At 40.1% G+C, this 22222-nt stretch carries 13 protein-coding genes and 1 tRNA gene; 8 read left to right on the forward strand and 6 right to left on the reverse strand.

The features are described 5' to 3' along the window. Positions 1-33 precede the first annotated feature (33 nt). Positions 34-903 (reverse strand): SH3 domain-containing protein, encoded by an 870-nt coding sequence (locus ABTV71_RS11810; protein WP_433903320.1) that lies wholly within the window; start codon positions 901-903, stop codon positions 34-36. A 229-nt stretch (positions 904-1132) separates the two neighbouring features. Here ABTV71_RS11810 and ABTV71_RS11815 point away from each other — a divergent pair, with 229 nt between their 5' ends. From ABTV71_RS11815 to ABTV71_RS11825, 3 genes are all read left to right on the forward strand, one after another. Then, entirely contained in the window at positions 1133-3148 is a 2016-nt protein-coding gene (locus ABTV71_RS11815) for a hypothetical protein (RefSeq protein WP_433903321.1), read from the forward strand. 574 nt (positions 3149-3722) lie between these two features. After that, positions 3723-4019, forward strand: a complete 297-nt coding sequence (locus tag ABTV71_RS11820) for a hypothetical protein (protein ID WP_433903322.1) — start codon at positions 3723-3725, stop codon at positions 4017-4019. Between the two features lie 65 nt (positions 4020-4084). After that, complete coding sequence (locus ABTV71_RS11825; RefSeq protein WP_433903323.1) at positions 4085-4585, forward strand: hypothetical protein; 501 nt, start codon at positions 4085-4087, stop codon at positions 4583-4585. A 108-nt stretch (positions 4586-4693) separates the two neighbouring features. Here the strand turns inward: ABTV71_RS11825 and ABTV71_RS11830 are convergent. Together ABTV71_RS11830 and ABTV71_RS11835 are read right to left on the reverse strand one after the other, a co-directional pair. Beyond that, positions 4694-4783 (reverse strand) — tRNA-Ser (locus ABTV71_RS11830). Positions 4784-4910: 127 nt separating this feature from the next. Next, positions 4911-7028 carry an HD family phosphohydrolase gene (locus ABTV71_RS11835; protein WP_121122008.1) on the reverse strand — a complete coding sequence of 706 codons (2118 nt, stop codon included), beginning with the start codon at positions 7026-7028 and terminating at the stop codon, positions 4911-4913. A gap of 154 nt (positions 7029-7182) precedes the next feature. On the opposite strand from ABTV71_RS11835, the gene rpe reads away from it, so the two are divergent. The 4 genes from rpe to ABTV71_RS11855 all read left to right on the forward strand — a co-directional run bounded on the left by rpe (position 7183) and on the right by ABTV71_RS11855 (position 14361). After that, positions 7183-7863: a ribulose-phosphate 3-epimerase gene (gene rpe, locus ABTV71_RS11840; RefSeq protein ID WP_121122011.1), complete on the forward strand. Its 681-nt coding sequence runs from the start codon at positions 7183-7185 to the stop codon at positions 7861-7863. A 367-nt stretch (positions 7864-8230) separates the two neighbouring features. Beyond that, positions 8231-10993 carry a bifunctional aconitate hydratase 2/2-methylisocitrate dehydratase gene (locus tag ABTV71_RS11845; protein WP_121122013.1) on the forward strand — a complete coding sequence of 921 codons (2763 nt, stop codon included), beginning with the start codon at positions 8231-8233 and terminating at the stop codon, positions 10991-10993. Between the two features lie 50 nt (positions 10994-11043). After that, a complete protein-coding gene (locus tag ABTV71_RS11850) occupies positions 11044-13311 on the forward strand; it encodes an aconitate hydratase (protein ID WP_121122015.1) in 2268 nt (755 codons plus the stop codon). 177 nt (positions 13312-13488) lie between these two features. Next, entirely contained in the window at positions 13489-14361 is an 873-nt protein-coding gene (locus ABTV71_RS11855; RefSeq protein WP_121122145.1) for a hypothetical protein, read from the forward strand. Between the two features lie 107 nt (positions 14362-14468). Here the strand turns inward: ABTV71_RS11855 and ABTV71_RS11860 are convergent, their stop codons facing one another. Further along, entirely contained in the window at positions 14469-15305 is an 837-nt protein-coding gene (locus ABTV71_RS11860) for an MBL fold metallo-hydrolase (protein WP_433903324.1), read from the reverse strand. Between the two features lie 245 nt (positions 15306-15550). Here ABTV71_RS11860 and pckA point away from each other — a divergent pair, with 245 nt between their 5' ends. Beyond that, complete coding sequence (pckA, locus tag ABTV71_RS11865) at positions 15551-17167, forward strand: phosphoenolpyruvate carboxykinase (ATP) (protein ID WP_121122019.1); 1617 nt, start codon at positions 15551-15553, stop codon at positions 17165-17167. Positions 17168-17242: 75 nt separating this feature from the next. On the opposite strand, the gene ppk2 is transcribed toward pckA, so the two are convergent. Together ppk2 and smc are read right to left on the reverse strand one after the other, a co-directional pair. Next, positions 17243-18052 (reverse strand): polyphosphate kinase 2, encoded by an 810-nt coding sequence (gene ppk2 / locus ABTV71_RS11870; protein ID WP_433903325.1) that lies wholly within the window; start codon positions 18050-18052, stop codon positions 17243-17245. Between the two features lie 578 nt (positions 18053-18630). Then, complete coding sequence (gene smc, locus ABTV71_RS11875; protein WP_433903326.1) at positions 18631-22173, reverse strand: chromosome segregation protein SMC; 3543 nt, start codon at positions 22171-22173, stop codon at positions 18631-18633. Positions 22174-22222 lie beyond the last annotated feature (49 nt).

Raw genomic sequence — 22222 nt, forward strand, 5'->3', positions numbered from 1 at the left:
TGTGTTGTTCCAATCGGTTGAATTTATTAAAAATTATTTGGGTAATGAGAGCTTGAAAAATTTATCACCATCCCATTGAAAATGCTCTTCTCTTTTGGAAATGCGGTACTTGGGTGCGTCGATATCGTCGTTTTCGGTTTCTCCTTCTTCGATATACTTATAGATCAATTGGTTGTTTTTTTTGTGTTCTGTAGGGAACAGGAGTTTCTCGTCGTAATAAAAGACTCCTGCATCGGAGACAGAATACCTGCTGGGTAGGTTGATAAGTTTCTGGCCGGTCCAGGCAACATAATGATATTCGCTGGGAACTCCGCAGGCGCCAGAAATAAATTCCATGCATAAGATTTGTTTTACATGAGTTAATCCCATGCTTGGCAAAAGTTTGCTTTGTGCACTCAGCTGTCCGCCAAATGCAAATGTGTAGGATTGGCTAGCGATCAAGGAGTCGTGTGGATTCAATACTTTTACTTTGGTTAAAAAGTAATCCTGTTGTTCCCTATTTGGCGGTTTGATAAAACGTTCAAAACCATAGAGGTATTGGAAACCTTCCCGGTCAACCTGTTTGCCAAGAGCCAATAAGCCAAGCCAGATAAAACCTTTTTTTTGTTGGCTATCCTTCAAGTAGCTAATCTGGTACCATGGGGCGTAGAAGTTTTTGATAATACTGCCTTTGAGTGGGGCGCTTGTCATCGTAACCGTTGTCCCAACACCTAAAGAGTCTATCTGTTTAGCTTGGAGTCCGGGAACGGAGCGAATATAGGCTTTTTCAACAAAAACGGTAGCTGTTTGCCCTTTCTGTATATTCCAGAGATTAAAATCGTTATCAAAGGAAATACCATCCTGCGCTTTAAGAAGCAAGGGAAATAAGCTTAAATATGCCAGCGTGAAATTTATTATTTTCATCTTTATCCTGTTCACTGTCGCAAAAATAGAAGAATTTTTGTGCAGGATTATCACTGGTTTCAGGTATTTTCTTGCTGGCGACGTAATCCCGAGTAAACCTTGATATGAATAGTAGTCCAGCGCAAATAGATTTTATGATTTCAAAACAATTTTGTCTTAAATGTGGTATCTTAAGACGTGAAAGTTTATAGCACTAATAAAGGCTATAGTAGGCGAATAATAGGAATTTATGAAAGAAAAAATAGATCAAAAACAGCAAGTAAGTGCGCTATTTGATCGCTACAGGAATCAATTGGATAATCCCGAATATGTGGAAATTGAACTATTGGTTTTAATTGTCGCGATAATTCGGCCCAAAAAGGTGCAGTTGTTCTATCAGGTCGATATCCAGTTTTTTCTTGATTTTCTACAGGAGTCAGTGGATTGCAGAAATCAGTTTATCCGCTACCTTAAACGGGTTCTCAGGCAAAGAGATTTTGACCAACTGGTATCTGATACGGGCATTATCAGTTATGCAGATTTTATCTATGAGCTCAGGAAGCGGATTACCGAGCGTTATCTCCCTTATCAGCCAGCAAAGTCAACTTTGCAATATTTGCTGAATCAGGTATTTTACTCCCCCAAAGATGCGGATTGGATAGCCACAATTTCAGCCGAGCAATTGTATGAACTATTTCGGCTGTGTGAGTTTAATTCCATTTATGATGATGAAACGGGTTTTGAAATGATTGAGATCTTGTATGGGATCGAGCTGTTGGTGCAACGTATTACTGGCCGGGCAATGGAAACTGATGTCAATAAAATGGTGCCGGAGTTTCAGAATTTCGATAGTCCATTTATTGCAATTATGCGGGAGTTTACGGAGTTAAATGACCGTATTTTACAGTCGGAGACGAAATACATCAACTCAGAAGATCTTTCGTATAAACAGTTGCTCGTACTTCATCGACAATGTGAGGCCTATATAGAAACCGCTTTTGGCAATTCGCACCGTTTTGGTATTTCCATTAAGGTGAATCAGTCCTTATTGCGGATCCGTCAGCAACTGGAACGTATCAAGGATATGCTCTCTTTTTTGGTGATTGATACGGAATCCCAAAAAGCAGAGAAAAGCATTGAGTTGGCGAAGACGCTGATTGGATATAATTCCAGAAAAAGCAATATCCGTAAATTAATAGGGCAGAGCACGCAGTTGCTGGCCTATGAAATTACTCATCATACAGCGCAGACGGGGGAACACTATATTACATCAACCCATCAGGAGTATTGGAAGATGTTTCGTTCTGCCTGCGGTGGCGGTGTAATTGTGGGGGTGATGTGTATAGTAAAACTGTTATTGGGAAAAGTGGAGACAAGCGAATTCGGGCATGCATTTTTATATAGCCTGAATTATGCGATCGGTTTTACGGTGATCTATCTTTTTGGAGCGACCTTGGCAACAAAGCAACCGGCGATGACAGCTTCATCGTTGGTGAGCGCGATTGAACAGGGAGCTTCTGATCGAGGCGCCGGCAGGCATCGGTATTGGGTGTTTGCCCAATTTTTTGCACGTTTATTTCGCTCGCAGTTCATCGCTTTTGTTGGTAATGTGGTTATGGCATTTCCCGTCAGCCTGCTGTTGGTATGGGGGATACAGCAACTCACAGGTGTGAATATTGCAAGTGCCAAATGGTTACATTTAGTCGATGATTTAAATCCCATCAAGACTCCAGTCATTTTACACGCTTCCATTGCCGGTGTATTTTTATTTCTGTCGGGGATTATTGCCGGCAGTATTTCAAATCGCGATAAACACAATTCGGTTTACTATAGGATTCAGGAGCATCCTTTGCTGAAAAAGGTATTTGGGAAAACGAAGACGGACAAGATTGCCTCTTTTTATGAAAAGAAATGGGCTGGTATTGTTTCCAATCTCTGGTTTGGTGTTTTTATGGGCTCAACGGCTTCCATTGGGATGTTTCTTGGTATTAATATCGATATTCGGCACATTACCTTTGCGAGCGGAAATCTGGCCCTGGGTTTATTTGGACATCGTATGGAGCTGTCCACGGATATCTGGATATGGGGGATTTTGGGTATCGGGATCATTGGGTTCTTTAATTTTCTCGTAAGCTTTGGTTTGTCATTGGTGCTCGCGTTTCGTTCGCGAAACTTATCGTCTAAGGAGTTGGCGAAAATGGCCAAGGCGGTATGGATTTATTTTAAAATGAATCCAAAATCTTTTTTCTTTCCGCCTAAAAACTAAGAGATAATTTTTTGTCAGTCGTTGCGGAAATTGACTAATTCTATTGAATTAAGTGTACTAACAAATTTTTCCAGGAAGCCAGAAAATGCCTACAATTTGTTTGTTGCCGTCTATCTTTATAATATAGCTCACCTTTATCAAAAAAATGAATTTATACGAAAACACTGAGCGTGATATTTCATGTCTTTATAGCAACCGAAATTGTTTAAAATGATGGGAGAAATGCTTATTATGGAATACAATCCATTCTTGTTGGTTAAGTTGTCCCATGACGTCAATGAACCAAAGACTGGGTGTTCGGTTACATATAATTTATTGATACAATCAATAATTGAATTCCTGTCGACAATTGTCATCATTGTGCTATCCTCTTTTTGCACTCAAACGACATTAATCGAAATTCGCTGGGATCTCAACCGGCTCATGCCAAAAATGGGTGTAATATTACAAATAAGACTGTTAACTAATTAAATGGGATTATCCACTCATTGCGATCTCTGTTTCGCTCATTATCGGTTTGTTGCAATTTGCGGAACAATACATTTGGAATATCGTTCACAAACTAATTATTCAAATGAAAGGATTAAAAAGTATGCTGATGATCAGTCTAGGACTGGTTATTTTTTTTCCTGTAAAAAGGGGGACACAGGGCCAAGGAGCTACTGGTGAGAAAGGCGAACAAGGCGAAAAAGGGGTACAGGGGGTAAAAGGTGGAGATGGAGCTACGATATTCTCTGGAGATGTCGTTCCATCAGCAAGCATAGGGAAAGCGGGAGATTATTATATCCGAAAAACGACTTCCGAAATGTATGGCCCCAACAGATGCCGGATGGGGCAAAGCGATGTCCTTCAAGGGAGCGACAGGAGCTAATGGAGCGCCGGGATCCAAAATCCTGAGCGGGACCCAAATTCCGGCAGTGTCGTTAGGTGTCGTAGGTGACTTCTACTTTAAAGTCGACAGTTATCAATTTTTTGGACCCCAAGACCGCTTCTGGATGGGGTACAGGGATTAATCTAAAAGGGATGACTGGTACAGCGAATGTCCTCTATAGTGGCTGGCAATATGCTACAGGAGTTAAAGATTCTATTATAGACGGTTCTGTAGTCAGAGTTACCCATCTTGCTGCTAGAGGAATAACCACAACAATACTGAATAGTGGAACTGTAATGGTTTATTTAAATTATGGAGGAGGGGTGTTCCAGCTGCCTTTCACCTCAAGAGCCGGAGGGAGAATGAGCACGATCGCTCATCATCTGAAACAGAATCAAATCATTGTCTACAGGTTTGTTTACCATGGAGGAAGTCTTCTGAATTTAGGTAGTCAAATTAGTTATCGTTATGTGATTATTCCGGAAGGAACCATAGCAAGCCTGAAACGAAAGGGTGTGGACCTGAATGATGCAAGTCAGCTAGAGGTTGCATTGAAGTCTGAATAAAATGTTTATTGTGCTGAGTGAGAGGCTCAAAGTTCAGAATTTCGTTTTATCTTGTTTTTACAGCATAAATAAAAAAAGCTCAACGCAGTTGAGCTTTTTTTGTAGTCTTGGCGGAAGAGGCGGGATTCGAACCCGCGGTACCGTTTCCAGTACGACAGTTTAGCAAACTGTTCCTTTCGGCCACTCAGGCACCCTTCCGTGTTTTGACATTGCAAACATAAGGCAATTATTTGAATCTGCAAAGCCTAAATATCAAAAAAAATGCAAAAAAAACGTAACGTTACAATAAGCATTTGAATTTCAATTTGTTGTTTAGCAATTAAAATTACATTGTTTTTTTGCTCAAATCATAATCCACCCGAACATGGTAAATACTTTTGAGCATAGCCTTGAAGATAACAGCCGATTCGGTAATATCTTTTAATGTAATATTGCTATTATTGAATTGCCCGCGCATCAGTTTATGTTCGATTATTTTATCCACAAGATTATTGATGGACTCCTCCGAGGGTTCTTTTAAAGCTCTGGACGCCGCTTCCACTGAGTCGGCCATCATGAGTACAGCCGTTTCCTTAGAGAAAGGAATAGGGCCGGGGTAGGTAAATAAAGACTCGTCAACGAGTTTGTCCGGATTGTTTTTAACAAACACATTGTAAAAGTAGTCCACTCGGGTGGTACCATGGTGTGTTCGGATAAAATCGAGGATCACTTCGGGAAGCTGATGTTTCTTAGCGATATCCACACCTTTGATGACATGGGAGATAATAATTTGCGCACTTTGTTCCGGAGAAAGTTCATCGTGTGGATTTTTTTCTGTCTTTTGGTTCTCAATAAAAAATTGTGGATTGGTCAATTTGCCGATGTCATGGTACAGCGCTCCGGCGCGAACCAACAGTGGGTTGCCTCCAATTTTATAAATTGCCGCCTCAGCCAGATTGGCTACCTGTAGGGAGTGCTGAAAGGTGCCCGGCGCTTTAAAGGATAGCTCCCGCAATAATTTGGAGTTACTGTTTGTGAGCTCCATCAGCGTCAGGTCGGATACTATTCCAAAGAGTTTTTCGAAAGCATAGATCATCGGATAGGCCAGCAAGGTGATCATGACACTGACCAAGAATGGAAGGAGGTCCGACCAGTAGATGGTATCAATAGAGCCATTTCTTGTGACCACTAGCCCGATGTAAGCGATCCAGTATGTCCCTAGGATAATTGCTGAAGAAACAAACAGTTGTTCACGTTTTACCAATGTTTTGATACTATAGATTGCAACAATGCCTGCCATAAATTGCAAAAAGACAAACTCAAAACTGTTTGGTACAAAGAGTCCGGCCAAAAGCACCATCAACAGATGGATATTCAGAGCGACACGGGTGTCAAACAGGATGCGAATGATAATGGGGACGGCACAAAACGGAATATAATACAAATTGGGTATTTTGATCTTGATAGCCCAAGATAGTACAGCAAGCATCCCGATGATAACAATCATGATAATCATCAATAACCTATTGTTGAAATAAATGTCCTTTCGGAAAAGGAAAAGAAAAACCATGAGTATCGAAAGCGCGAGGGATATGATCAGAAATTGTCCCAGTGTGACATAGTTTTGATTTCCGCTTATTTTGCCTTCATCTTCATACACTTTACGCAGTGATTCGAGCTTCTGGTAAGTCTCATTGGATATAATTTTTTCTTTTTCCGCAATCAGTTCACCTTTCTGAACTACACCTCGGGTAGCGGATATATTTGTGATCGCATTTTGTTCAAGTGCTTCGGTTTGCTGGTCGTTATAGATGTAATTAATCGTGATGTAATTTTTTAATGTCTCCTCGAGCCAGCCTTTCTGTTTGATTTTGGTCAGCTTGGGCATTAAATTGTCCATATATTCATAAGAACTTTCAATGGTGTAACAATCTGCCGTATTTTTTTGTGAAGCAACCTTATCTTGTATTAATGTGAAATTATAATGTTTCGAAGCTGGGGATTTGTCATTGTTGCGGTTTTGAAACCGGTTATTCAGTGAGAGAATACCTTTTCCATAGAGATGGTTTAATATCGCATTTCCGGCACTGCGATAATCGTTGATATTTTCATGTGTTGTATCCAGTTTGCTGCTTTGCCATTTTTCGGACAAATCGGTATTGAATTGGTCGATCTGTTCTTTGCTTGTTGTCGAATTGGCATTATAAATCGGCTGAATCGTATTTAAAATACTTTTTTTGTCTGCATTGAGCTCTTCCTGCGTCTTCAGGATCGCAAAATTGTAAGGTGATATGAGATTTTCATGGTTCCAGACTTTTCCTTTTTGAAACTCATATCGGAACCGTGGTTGTTTGGGAAGAAAAATACAAATCAGGACGATCGTGATTAGTATTAATCCAATTTTTCGGATGAGATTTTCCGTTGTGTTTAATTCTCTTTTATATTTTATTTTTAATCTTCCCACTGCGAACGATGTTTTTATTATATAAAGTTAATATACAAATGTAGTTATAATTTATTTTTCGTGGATTCTGCCAGCTGCTATTTGAATCACGTTAAATGTGGAGAATGTTACGCTGAACAGAAAATACTTGTTATCTTTGCAAAAAAAACACAACATGTCAACAAAATCACATCTCATTGCACCATCCGTTCTTGCTGCAGACTTCGCAAAATTATACGATGATATCATCATGGTAAACAAGAGTGAGGCTGATTGGTTTCACATCGATATTATGGACGGCGTTTTTGTGCCGAATATTTCATTTGGATTTCCGGTGATGCAAGCAATCGCGAAACATGCTACAAAGCCGTTGGATGTGCACTTGATGATTGTTGATCCTGATCGCTATTTGCAGGTCTGTAAAGATTCCGGAGCAGACATAATTACTGTACACTATGAAGCTTGTACGCATTTGCACCGTACATTAGCGGCTATTAAAGAATTGGGCTGTAAAGCGGGGGTCGCGTTGAATCCACATACGCCAGTTGCCCTTTTGAAGGATGTTTTGGCTGATCTGGACCTTGTGTGCCTGATGTCTGTCAATCCCGGGTTCGGTGGACAAAAGTTTATCCCGAATACCTATGCAAAAGTGCAGGAACTCCGTGCAATGGCTCAGGGTGTCAATGATGGCTTGTTGATCGAAATCGACGGTGGAGTTACCACAGCAAATGCAGCACAGCTGTTGAAAGCGGGTGCTGATGTACTTGTTGCGGGTTCGTTTGTGTTTAATGCTGCAGATCCGTTGGAGACTGTAAAAACATTAAAAGATATAGATATTGCTCTAGCAAAAATATAGAGATATGCAGAGGTGATTTAGTAAAATAAATCACCTCTTTTTTTATGGCGGATAACGGGAAGAAAACAAATTCAGGAAAAAACGAGCGGATGATATAAGTGCTGTTTAGAACAATTCCAAATTGATTTAAATAAATGGAATGCATGCGTTTAAAGTTGGATTTTCACTATTTTTGTATTTAGTCATAATAGTTGATTTACGGTAAAAAAATCGACTTGAATACACGAATTGAACGGGCTAATTTATAAGGTAGTGTAGCGGGTCTGCATGAGTTTTCTATTAGCTTAATTATATTACAGACACGGTAGTGGAAGAAGATAAAAAATATATCTTCTGAACTATCCTTAAAATAGAAAGATTGATATCTATGAGTATTTACAACGATTACGTACAAGAGGTTGTAGAGCGAGAAGGCCAGGGATTACATCCTAAGCCTATTGACGGAGCAGAATTACTAAGTGAGGTAATTGCTCAGATTAAAGATTTAAACAATGAAAATAGAGCGGAATCTTTAAGATTGTTTATTTATAATACTTTGCCCGGAACAACACCTGCGGCTGGTGTTAAGGCGCAGTTCCTAAAGGAAATTATTTTGGGTGAATCAGTTGTTGCTGAAATTACTCCTGCTTTTGCTTTTGAGCTATTGTCTCATATGAAGGGTGGACCTTCGATCAAGGTGCTATTGGACTTAGCGCTAGGTACTGATCTTGCGATCGCCAATCAAGCTGCAGAGGTACTTAAAACTCAGGTTTTCTTATATGATGCGGATACAGCTCGTTTGAAGGAAGCCTTTGAACAAGGAAACGCTGTTGCAAAAGATATTTTAGAAAGCTATGCGAAAGCTGAATTCTTTACGAAACTTCCTGAAGTAGCGGAAGAAATCCAGGTGGTTACTTTTATCGCGGGTGTAGGTGACATTTCTACGGATTTATTATCCCCGGGTAATCAGGCGCATTCACGTTCTGATCGTGAATTGCATGGTAAATGTATGATCACGCCAGAAGCACAGCAACAAATCAAAGAATTACAGGCACAACATCCTGGCAAAAGCGTGATGTTGATCGCTGAGCGAGGTACAATGGGAGTAGGATCCTCACGGATGTCAGGGGTGAACAATGTGGCCTTATGGACAGGTAAACAGGCAAGTCCTTATGTTCCTTTTGTAAACATTGCTCCGATTGTAGGTGGTACGAACGGCATCTCACCAATTTTCTTGACGACAGTAGATGTTACCGGCGGTATCGGTATCGATCTTAAAAACTGGGTGAAGAAGGTAGATGAAAATGGAAATGTTGTTCGCAATGAAAAAGACGAGCCTGTTTTGGAGGAAGTTTATTCTGTCGCTACAGGTACTGTTTTGACCATTAATACAAAAACAAAGAAATTATATAATGGAACGCAGGAGCTAATTGATATTTCAAAGGCTTTGACACCACAGAAAATGGAATTTATCAAAGCAGGTGGTTCTTATGCTATCGTATTTGGTAAAAAAATCCAAACTTTTGCAGCACAAACATTAGGTATCCAGGCACCGACGGTATTTGCTCCTTCGAAAGAAATCACGATTGAAGGTCAGGGTTTAACTGCTGTAGAAAAAATCTTCAACAAAAATGCGGTAGGTGTGACACCGGGCAAAGTATTGCATGCTGGTTCTGACGTTCGTGTTAAAGTAAATATTGTCGGTTCTCAAGATACGACAGGTTTAATGACTGCACAGGAGTTGGAAGCTATGGCTGCGACGGTCATCTCGCCTACAGTTGATGGTGCCTACCAATCAGGTTGTCATACAGCATCTGTTTGGGATAAGAAAGCGCAAGCGAACATTCCAAAATTGATGAAATTTATGAACGATTTTGGTTTGATCACTGCTCGCGATCCAAAAGGCGTTTATCACTCCATGACCGATGTTATCCACAAAGTATTAAACGATATTACGATTGACGAATGGGCTATCATTATCGGCGGTGACTCGCATACACGTATGTCTAAAGGTGTGGCCTTCGGTGCTGACTCAGGTACTGTTGCATTAGCATTGGCTACGGGTGAGGCTTCTATGCCGATTCCCGAATCTGTAAAAGTTACTTTTAAAGGCAGTATGAAGGAGCACATGGATTTCCGTGATGTTGTGCATGCTACCCAAGCACAGATGTTGCAGCAATTTGCTGGAGAAAACGTTTTCCAAGGTAGAATCATTGAGGTTCATATCGGTACCTTACTTGCTGATCAAGCCTTTACTTTTACGGACTGGACAGCGGAGATGAAAGCAAAAGCATCCATCTGTATTTCTCAGGATGATACGTTAATTGAATCGTTAGAAATTGCGAAAAACCGTATCCAAATCATGATTGATAAGGGTATGGAAAATAAAAACAATGTTTTACAAGGTTTGATCGATAAAGCGAACAAGCGTATCGAAGAAATTAAATCAGGTGTGAAACCAGCGTTGACTCCAGATAACAACGCAAAATATTATGCTGAGGTTGTGGTTGACTTGGATCTTATTGAAGAGCCAATGATCGCAGATCCAGATGTAAATAACGTGGACGTTTCTAAACGTTATACGCACGATACGATTCGTGACCTTTCTTACTATGGCGGAAACAAAAAGGTGGATTTAGGTTTCGTTGGTTCTTGTATGGTGCATAAGGACGATTTAAAAATCGTTTCAAAAATGTTGCGTAATATCGAGCAGCAAAAAGGTGTAGTTACCTTTGAAGCTCCATTGGTTGTTGCAGCGCCAACATATAATATTATCGATGAGTTGAAAGCTGAGGGCGACTGGGAATTCTTGCAAAAATATTCGGGATTTGAATTTAGCGATGCATTGCCAAAAAGTACTGCCCGCACAGAATATGAAAATATCATGTACCTAGAACGTCCTGGTTGTAACCTGTGTATGGGTAACCAAGAGAAAGCTGCGAAAGGTGATACGGTGATGGCGACGTCAACGCGTTTGTTCCAAGGCCGTGTCGTTGAAGATAGAGATGGTAAAAAAGGAGAATCCTTATTGGCGTCTACACCTGTTGTCGTACTTTCAGCTATTTTAGGTCGTATTCCTAATATAGAAGAATATAAAGCTGCTGTCGAGGGCATTAACTTAACTAAATTTGCGCCTATTCCGACAAAATAAAAGCTATCAAGGTTTCAGTAACTTAATTAAATAACATAAATAAGAGAGATATGGCTTTTGATGTAGATATGATAAAAAAGGTATATAGCCGTTATGACGAACGCATTGCAGCGGCCCGTCAGGTGGTGAACAAACCTTTGACTTTATCTGAGAAAATTTTATATGCCCACCTTTGGGATGGTAATGCGACAGAAGATTACAAACGCGGCGTTTCTTACGTTGATTTTGCTCCTGACCGTGTAGCGATGCAAGATGCAACTGCACAAATGGCTTTATTGCAATTTATGCAGGCCGGACGTCCTAAAGTAGCAGTTCCTTCTACTGTTCATTGTGATCACTTGATCCAGGCCAAAGAAGGTGCAGATAAAGATTTAGCCCGTGCTAAAAACGAAAGTTCAGAAGTATTTAACTTCTTGAGCTCTGTTTCAAATAAATATGGTATCGGTTTCTGGAAACCCGGTGCTGGTATTATTCACCAGGTTGTATTGGAAAATTATGCATTTCCGGGTGGTATGATGATTGGTACAGATTCACATACCGTCAATGCCGGTGGTCTGGGTATGGTAGCCATCGGTGTAGGTGGTGCTGATGCCTGTGATGTGATGGCTGGATTACCTTGGGAGCTAAAATTCCCCAAATTGATCGGTGTTAAATTAACCGGTAAATTGAGTGGTTGGGCTGCTGCAAAAGACGTGATCCTAAAAGTTGCTGGTATCTTAACTGTAAAAGGAGGAACTGGTGCAATCGTTGAATATTTTGGCGAAGGTGCGGAGTCTCTATCTTGTACAGGTAAAGGAACAATCTGTAATATGGGGGCTGAAATAGGCGCGACTACCTCAACATTTGGTTATGACGCGTCGATGGAGCGTTACCTTCGTGCGACAGGTCGTGCTGAGGTTGCAGATGCCGCCAATGCCATTAAACAGCACTTGACAGCTGATGCTGAAGTCTATGCTAATCCGGAGCAATATTTCGATCAATTGATCGAAATTAATCTTTCGGAATTAGAGCCTTCGTTGAACGGGCCATTTACGCCAGATCTATATACCCCGGTTTCACGTATGCGCGAAGAGGCAGCTAAGAATGGTTGGCCTTTGAAAGTAGAGTGGGGACTGATTGGATCCTGTACAAACTCTTCGTATGAAGATTTGTCGCGTGCTGCATCCATTGCAAAACAAGCTGTTGATAAAGGGCTGATCACCAAAGCTGAATTTGGTATTAATCCTGGTTCTGAGCAGGTTCGTTTTACGGCAGATCGTGATGGTTTGTTAAAGACATTTGAAGATCTTAACGCTACGATATTCACCAATGCTTGTGGTCCATGTATCGGTATGTGGGATCGTGTGGGGGCGGATAAGCAAGAGAAAAACACAATTGTTCACTCGTTCAACCGTAACTTTGCGAAACGTGCGGACGGTAATCCAAATACCTATGCATTCGTTGCATCACCAGAATTGGTTGCTGCAATTGCAATTTCCGGTGATTTGGGTTTTAATCCGGTTACGGATACATTAACCAACAATAAAGGTGAGCAGGTGAAGTTGGATCCTCCTGTGGGCGATGAGTTACCAACAAAAGGATTTGCTGTCGATGATCCGGGATATCAGGCTCCGGCAGCAGATGGTAGTGCTGTTGTTGTTGACGTCGCTCCGACATCAGACCGTCTCCAATTGTTGGAACCTTTTGCAGCTTGGGAAGGTACAGACTTAAAAGGTTTGAAATTATTGATCAAAGCAAAAGGTAAATGTACAACGGATCATATTTCTATGGCTGGTCCTTGGTTGAAATACCGTGGTCACTTAGATAATATCTCAAATAATATGCTGATCGGTGCGGTTAACTTCTTCAATGAGAAAACCGACAACGTGAAGAATCAATTGACGGGTGAATACGGTCCTGTTCCGGCAACGCAACGTGACTATAAAGCACATAACATCGGATCAATTGTGGTAGGGGATGAGAACTATGGTGAAGGGTCTTCGCGTGAGCATGCTGCGATGGAACCTCGTCATTTGGGTGTGCGCGCAGTATTGGTTAAATCTTTTGCTCGTATCCACGAGACAAACCTGAAAAAACAAGGTATGTTGGGCTTAACTTTTGCGAACAAGGACGACTATAACAAAATTCAGGAAAATGATACGATTGATATCCTTGGCTTGACAGAGTTTGCTCCTGGTAAACCACTGACTCTTGTCTTGCACCATGCAGATGGAACGCAAGAGCAGATCTTGGCAAACCACACTTACAATGCACAACAGATCGAATGGTTTAAAGCCGGAGGTGCTTTGAATATTATCCGTAAGAATCAAGCGCAATAAAATGATTCCATAAAAATTTAGTTTAAAAGCTGCTTTCGTCCGAAAGCAGCTTTTTTTATGCAAGTTCAAGTAATGAAACATTTCTGTGATCTTCGTCATATTTTCTTAATTTCCACATGTTTTATTTGGTTATAAAATAGAATGGGGGTACTTTTGCCCAACGTTTTTAGCGCTGATATGAGAAAAATATTTTTGACGATTGGAGCACTTGCATTAAGTGTTTCGAGTTTACTTGCACAGGAAAATCCCGAGATAGGAAAAAGTATCTTTAAACCAAAGAATTTAAGGACAGAAAGTAATAAAGGGAAGTTTTTCTTTTTTTGGGGATATAACTTTTCTTCGTATGCAAAATCTGATATACATTTTACAGGTCCAAACTATGACTTCATCCTCCATGATGTAAAAGCAGGAGATCGCCCGACGAAATTTGGATCGACTTATTTTGATCCCAGTCGTTTGACTATTCCACAATTTAATCTGCATTTCGGTTATTACATCAAGGACAATTACTCCATTTCCCTGGGCTGGGATCATATGAAATATGTTGTGGATATTCCACAGCAGGTTAAGATCACAGGTTATATTGGTGATGAAATCTCAACTCCTGGCATACCGACCGGAAATCGTGCGGGACAATATAATGGCGAAAAGATAACCGTGGATTCTGCCATGCTAACTTTTGAACATACGGATGGCTACAATTTTGCTTCGGTAGGGTTGGAGCGATATGATGATATCATCAACAACCGTAAAGGTCAACAGGTACTCACCATGGAGTCGGGTGTAGATGTAGGCTTATTGATCCCGCGTTCGGATGTGCACCTTTTTGGTGAAGGTGGTAACCATTTTTGGAATATTGCAGGATATGGTGCTTCTGCAAAAGTTGGTTTGCATTACCGTTTTTATAAAGGGCTTTACTTACAAGGAAACTTTAAAACAGGTTGGACAGATCTGTACAATATACGCACAACAGGTAGAAGAGGTGTTGACAAAGCAACGCAGCAGATCTGGTTTTTTGAAAATTATTGGGCTCTGGGCTTCAGATTCTAACGATCTCAACCTATAATATCTTAAGAATGGGGCTGTCAACAACAATCCCATTCTTAGAATATATATCCTTTGGGAAAAAGATCATTTCATATTCAACCTGTGCATCCTTAAATATCGCTTAATTTGAATATGTCCTTCACCCGGATTCCTTTCTCTGTATGTTGCAAGGTACAGCATTCGTTAATCGGATCATGTTCAAAGAAAAGAATGTATTCATTGTCGACAATTTCATTCCAGTACGTATTTCGTTCTTCCATGGTGACCAACGGTCTCACATCATAGCCCATGACATAGGGAATGGGAATATGACCAACAGAAGGCAATAGATCTGCCATATAGAGTACCGTTTTTCCCTTATATTTAATCTGCGGCAACATCATCGCTTCAGTATGGCCATTGGCATACCGAATGCCGATATCCTTGCCAAAAGGATTTTCAATACCTTCAACAAATTTTAACTGTCCGCTTTCTTGAATAGGAAGAATGTTCTCTTTCAGAAAGGATGCTTTTTCCCTCGGATTCGGGGCTGTAGCCCAAGCCCAATGGTCGGCATTGCTCCAAAAATTTGCATTTTTAAATGCCGGAGATAGTTTTTCACCTTCACGAACGATCGCACCACCGCAATGGTCAAAATGTAAGTGTGTCAAGATGACGTCCGTGATGTCATTTCTTTCAAAACCTAGACTTGTGAGCGATTTGTCCAGTGTGGCATCACCGTGTAAATAGTAATAACTGAAAAATTTTTCAGTTTGTTTGTCGCCCAGGCCAGTGTCTACCAACATTAATCTATTACTTTCTTCAATCAGGAGTAAACGGTTGCCCCATGTGCACATATTGTTGGAATCGGCCGGATTTGTTTTGTTCCATATGCTTTTTGGAACCACTCCAAACATCGCACCTCCATCCAATTTAAAGAAGCCTGTTTCTATTGCGTGTAATTTCATTTTATTAATATTTGTAAAGCTTGGAACAATTTACGAAAAATCTAAATCATAAGGACGGTACAGGAAGATATTGTGCTAAAAAAATATGCTAAAAATTTTAATTTTTTTTATCTACATAAGTGTTTGTTAATGAGTAATTTGATTTTGTGTTTTTTATACAATAAGTCTGATTTTTAGATAATTAAGTTTTGTTTTTAGCGAAATTTGCCTTTAACTTTGGGCACATTTTAAAACAAACAAAAAATATGAAAAAGGGTAACATTGGAAACGCGCCTGATTTGAAATATTTGAAAATTGATTATACAGGAAATGTATTTTATCAATTACCTGTTTCAGAGTTGGTTGAACATGCATTAGCGAATCAGGAAGGAAGACTGTCTGATACCGGAGCATTAGCCGCTGATACAGGAAAATTTACTGGAAGATCCCCCAAAGACCGCTTTTTGGTTGAGGATTCCTTAACCAAAGATGCTGTATGGTGGGGGGAAATCAATCAGCCCATGACTCCGGCTAATTTTGATGCATTATTTTCGAAGGTTGCAGCGCACTTGGGCAAGAAGACAATTTACGTGCGGGATTGTGCCGCAGGGGCAGACCCAGCTTATCAGTTATCCATCCGTGTGATTACAGAAACTGCCTACCAAAGTATTTTTGCAAATAACCTATTTTTGAGACCGGAGGTCGAAATTGACAATCAACCGCAATGGTCCATATTAGCTGCACCAACATTGCTTATTGCTGATCCAAAGGATTATGGTATTCGCAACGAAAATTTTGTAGCAATCGATTTTACAAGAAAAATAGTGCTGATTGCGGGTACTGGCTATACCGGTGAAATTAAGAAAAGTATTTTTTCCATTCTAAACTTTATTCTGCCATTTGAGCATAATGTATTATCCATGCACTGTTCGGCAAATACCTCCAAGGATGGTAAAACGGCTTTATTTTTCGGTCTTTCCGGAACCGGAAAGACAACGCTATCAGCAGATAAAAATAGGAAGTTAATCGGTGATGATGAACATGGCTGGAGTGAGAAGGGTATTTTTAACTTTGAAGGTGGTTGTTATGCCAAATGTGTTGGACTCACAGCAGAAAAGGAACCGGAGATTTATCATGCGATCCGTTTTGGGGCATTGCTTGAAAATGTAGTTCTGGACGAGTTTGATAGACCGGACTACGATGATATTAGTAAAACGGAGAATACACGGGTTTCCTATCCGATAGACTTTATGGAAAACGCTGAAATGTCCGGGGTGGGGAATGCTCCCGATAATATTTTCTTCTTGACGGCGGATGCCTTCGGCGTATTGCCGCCGATTTCGTTGTTAACAGTAGATCAGGCGGTCTATCATTTTGTGAGTGGTTATACAGCAAAAGTAGCCGGTACTGAAGTAGGAGTAAAAGAACCTACTGCTGCCTTCTCTACCTGCTTCGGCCAGGCATTTCTACCTTTACATCCCGCTAGGTATGCCTCTTTACTGCGCGCTAAACTGGAGCAAAACCCAAACATTAAAGTATGGTTGGTTAATACAGGTTGGATTGCCGGACCATACGGTATCGGGCGTCGAATTAAACTAAACTATACACGTGCTTTGATCCGGGCGGCAATGGATGGATCGCTGTTAGAGTCCCGATTTAACAAACACGAGATCTTTGGATTGGACTATCCAACAAGTTGCGGTGAATTTATTCCTGAACAGATTCTGGACGCTAGAGGATTATGGAATAATAATGAAGCTTATGATATGCAAGCCAGGCGTTTAGCAAAACTGTTCATTCAAAACTTCGAAAAATTTGACGACGAAATGCCTGCTTCGGTGCAGATGGCCGGTCCTAAAATTCCTACGACAGTGCTCGTATAAAAGTAGCGCAAATTTCGCAAGAAAATACTTCCGGAAAGGGGCTCTCTTTCTGGAAGTATTTTTTTCAAAGATTTGCTAATCATGTTTTTTGACAAAAGAATCCAGCTTCTCCTGTTCATTGCCAACAATTACGTTGATAAGTATCCGAAAGGCAGCCAGACGAGCTTTCTTTTTATTGTCATTGTCGATTTCAAACCAAGGTGATTTTTTTGTGCCTGTTGTTTTAAATAGGTTTTCAATATAATTGGTGTAAATATCCCATTTTTCTTGAGCCTGCTGATCTAATACTCCAATTTTCCAACGTTTTAAAAAGTCTTCTTGTCTTTCTTTCAGCCGTTCAGCCTGTTCTTCCTTACTGATGCTCAAAAACAGTTTGATCAGGATAATTCCATCATCAATCAATTGTTTTTCAAATTCCGGGGCCTGTTTCATGAATAATTCATGCTGTTCTTTGGTACAGAAATCAAAGACCGGTTCTACCACAGCGCGATTATAGTAACTTCGATCGAAGATTACCATTTCTCCTTCATTGGGCAAATGTTTGATATACCGTTGAAAGTACCATTGTCCATTTTCTTCAGGGGTTGGTTTTGGTAATGCTACAACACGTACCTTTTTTGGATTTAAATGTTCGGTAATCCGACCAATCGTACCACCCTTTCCAGCGGCATCCCTTCCTTCAAATATAATGACAACACGTTTCCCTTTTTCAATAATATCATATTGTAATTTGAGCAGGGTGACCTGTAGATCATAGAGCTCTTGTTCATAGTCACAGACATCATTAAATTTTTTGATTTCCAAAATTTTATGCTGCTCTAAATAGTCAAGAACATCTTTGTTTTGACGGATTTTTTGAAGCTCTTTTAAATCGTATTCTGCCATAATATTGGTTTTATCAAGTTTATTCATCTAAAGTTAGCTATTGAATTGTTAAAAAATGTCAAAATTCAAATAAATCCGACCAGCCAATGTAATATTGACGGAAACGCGAACGTTATAAAATAAAGCAATGAAAAAGGATGCTTTTAGTAGAAATTGACTTTTCATAAATTTAGGTTAATAATTGGTTAGGTAAGCTCGGAGTTCTCAACTTCGGGCTTTTTTTATACCTTCAAAACTGTTTGCAATTCATATGCGGATACTTTCCGATAGCCATGGTATGAACCTGTAGCTGAAACATACTCGTAATTGCACTTGATATTGTTTAAATGTTAAAAAATGTTAAAGAAATAGTGATTATATAATTAATTGAAACAAGTGTCGTTTTAATTACAAATACTTTTCATAAAATAGGTTAATATATGGCTAACGAAAGCTCAGAGTTCCCCACTCTGGGCTTTTTATTTTCACCTATGACAATGGAATAAATATTGTTTTCAGGGGCGGAATTCCAAGCATAAAAAAGCCCTACATATAGGCTGTAGGGCTTTGCTATTTTTTAATCTATATTTCTATATTTTTTAAGCCACTTCCCTTAAATCTACAGCAACAACACGTGAGACTCCCTGTTCTACCATGGTCACACCATAGATAATATCGGTGCTTGCGATCGTTTTCTTATTGTGTGATACAACGATAAACTGAGAGTTTTTGGAGAAATCACGAATGATATTATTGAATTTGTCAATATTGGTATCATCCAAAGGCGCATCTACCTCATCGAAAATACAGAAAGGTGCTGGTTTTGAAAGATATAGTGAAAATAACAATGCTGTTGAAGTCAAGGTTTTTTCACCTCCCGAAAGCTGATTGATTGATAACGGACGTTTTCCTTTTGGCTGAGCAATGATATCTATATCCGAATCTAACGGATTGCTTGGATCAGTCAGGACGAGGTCACAGCTGTCCTCTTCATTAAATAACGAACGGAACACTTTAATGAAATTGTCCCTTACAGCATTGAAGGTGAACATAAATTGCACTTTGGCGGTATCGTCGATTTCTTTAATTGTGGCCATTAAAGAGCCTTTTGCTTCGATCAGATCTGCTTTTTCCTTATTGATAAAATCATAGCGCTCATTCATCTCATCAAAGGCTTCTTTGGCCATTAAATTAATCGTTCCAAATTCATCGAGCTGCTTTTTGAGTTTGCTGCATTTTGCCGCTAAGGTAGACTGATCTTCCGCAATTTCTGGTAGTTCTTCGCGCTCAATCAGATCTTTAAGTTCGATATTAAATTCTACGGACAGACGTTCTTTAAGCGCATTGAGGTCTATTTGTAAGGCTGTTTTCTTGTCCTTAATTTCACTGACAAGAAAATCACTCTGTTCTTTAGAACGACGGTGTTGTGTGAGTGAATCCTCCAGATTATTGATCTGTTGTTTGTCTGCGTAGTACCTTTCTTCCAGCTCCTTTAGACCATCTTCCAATGCAATCTTTTGCTCATACATCGCTATAAGGTCCTCATCTTCTTCGTCCTCAAAGGGAATTGTCGTTCGCAACGCTTCCTGTACTTCGACAAGTTCAATACTATTTCGCTCAATACGGATTTCATGGTCATCTTTTTGAGTCTCCCTGAATTCAAGATCCTTGCTGATGTTGGAGACTTTATTTAATTGTTGATGATAACTAATGTTCTCCTGATTATAGGCGATGGATTTTTCATTCAAAATCTCCGAAATTTCATGGAATTGATCCTGTAATTCCGATAGCTCCGCCACACTCTGATCTTTTTGTATACGCAATTCCTGCAGTTGAGGTTCGGCAAGAGTAAGATCGGTTTCGATACCTGCGATTTTTTCCTGGATATCTCTTTTACGTAGCTGCGAATTGCTGATGAAAGACTGGTATTGCTCCTGTTTCGTTTTTACCGTGATCAGTTCATTGTTAAGTCTATTGAGTTGAAAACGGAGTTCATCAATGCGTTCTTTTTGCGAGTTGCTGCGTAAAGCCTCCACGCGTGCTGTTTCGGCTGTTATCTTGTCTTCAAGTTTTGCAATCTCTTGATTGAGCGTTTTAATTTCCTGAGCGAGAACCTCAAGGTTTTTCGCTCTACCGATGCGTTTTCCCTCAAATAATCCGACCGATCCACCCGAAAGCCCCAAATGATGTTTGGCATAGCGACCATTTTTTTGTAGAATCACTCGACCTGTTTCAGGTAGCTCTTGCTCCAGTTCCTTTTCACCTTCCTGCTTTAATATATAGACATGCTGAAGGAGTAGGGTACAGAGGGCTTTATATTTTTCATCCACCGTGATCACATCCAGAGCAGGCATGAGATTATTATTTGTAGGAATGGGAGAAGTAACCGCGGTATCAATTGCTTCCAATACGAAGAAATGAGCCCGACCTTTTGCGGCATCACTCAGTAACTGGATTGCTTGGACAGCATCTTGTTGTGTTTCGACAACATAATGGTTCATGATCGGTTCCAGGTAATTTTCAATTGCAACGCGATAGTCTTCCTGGCAGAAGAGTACATCCGAGAACAGCGGTGGTTGCTTTTTCCAGCCTGCATTTTTCTTTAAAAACCGGATGGAATCCGGGAACCCCTCCAGGTTGTCAATAAGTGATTTTGTCAGGTTATATTCATTTTGTTTGGCATCAACTAACCTGAGGTCTTTCGCAAGCTGTGCTTTAAACTCCTCCACATTTGTCTGGCATTGAAGAATTTGCGCCTGTAACCCTTCTTCTAGCTCATTGGCCGATTCATACTGTGCTTGTTGGGCCTCAACACGACCTTCCAATTCCGCTACAGCATTGTCAAATTGTACCAGCTCGGTCTCCTTTGCTTCGGTATCCGCGCTGTTGCGCACAGCTTCCTGAAGAAGGGCTTCTTTTTGAATGTTAAAAACAGCTAGATCTTTCTCCAGTTTATAAATTTTGGCCTGAAGTTCAGCATTACTTTTGTTGAAGATATCCAATTTGCCTTTAGCAGACTGCTGCTGACCGCGTAAGGCATCCACTTCAGATTTATTGGACTCCAGGTTGTCTTTTAATGAGTCAAGTTTATTCTGTTCATCAAACAACTCCTCATTTAACCTTTTTATCGTATAGAGAACGTGATTAAGTTGTTGTTTGTCGCTATTGATGTCTAGATTTAATCTGTTTTCTTTGTCCTGAAGATTTTTTACTTTCTCATTTTTGATCTTTTTTTCCGATTCATAGCCACGGATTTTGTTCACAAATTCTTGAGTTGCCTTTTGCTGTACGGAAAGGTTTTTCTCCTGTTCCAAATTTACCTGACGCAATGACTGCAATTGCGTTTCTGCGTTCAGGATTAATTCTTGAGAATTTGCGGCGTCTTTCTGAACTTTAGACTCCTGTGTTTGAAGCCGGTCAAGCTCTGTCGAAAAATCAGCAATTCTATAATAAGCGAGATCAATGCTGCTTTGACGGTATTCTTGCTTGAGCAGGGTATATTTTTCTGCTTTTTTTGCTTGATTTTCTAACGATTTGAGATTTTTTGTGATCTCATAGAGTAGATCGTCTACGCGGCTGAGATCAGCTTCGGTATCTCTCAATTTCGCTAGCGTCTGTTTTTTACGTACCTTATATTTTGAGATTCCGGAGGCTTCCTCAAAAAGATTTCTACGCGAATTGTCTTTGTTGTTGATGATTTCATCAATCATTTTCAATTCGATAATGGAATAGCTATCCGCACCAACTCCCGTATCCAAAAATAAATCCGTGATATCTTTTAAACGGCATTTTACGTCATTCAAACGGTATTCGCTATCGCCATTGCGGAATAATTTACGGGTGACCGTGACGGTTGAGAATTCCGTTGGGAGGATATTATTATTGTTGTTGAAGGTTAAGGAAACTTCGGCAAGATTGGCTGGTTTTCTATTTTTCGTTCCGTTAAAAATAATATTCTCCATTTTATCAGAGCGTAGCATCTTTGTACTTTGTTCTCCAAGCACCCAGCGTATTGCATCCACTACATTGGACTTCCCACATCCGTTTGGTCCAACAATAGCGGTGACACCATCGTTAAAGTTGATCGTGATTTTGTCTCCGAAACTTTTAAATCCCTTTATTTCTAGTTTGGTTAACTGCATTTATACCAAATTTGTTTGTCGTTATAAGCTTGCGAAAATAGTAAATTAA

The organism is Sphingobacterium puteale (assembly GCF_050986225.1).
GTDB lineage: Bacteria > Bacteroidota > Bacteroidia > Sphingobacteriales > Sphingobacteriaceae > Sphingobacterium > Sphingobacterium puteale.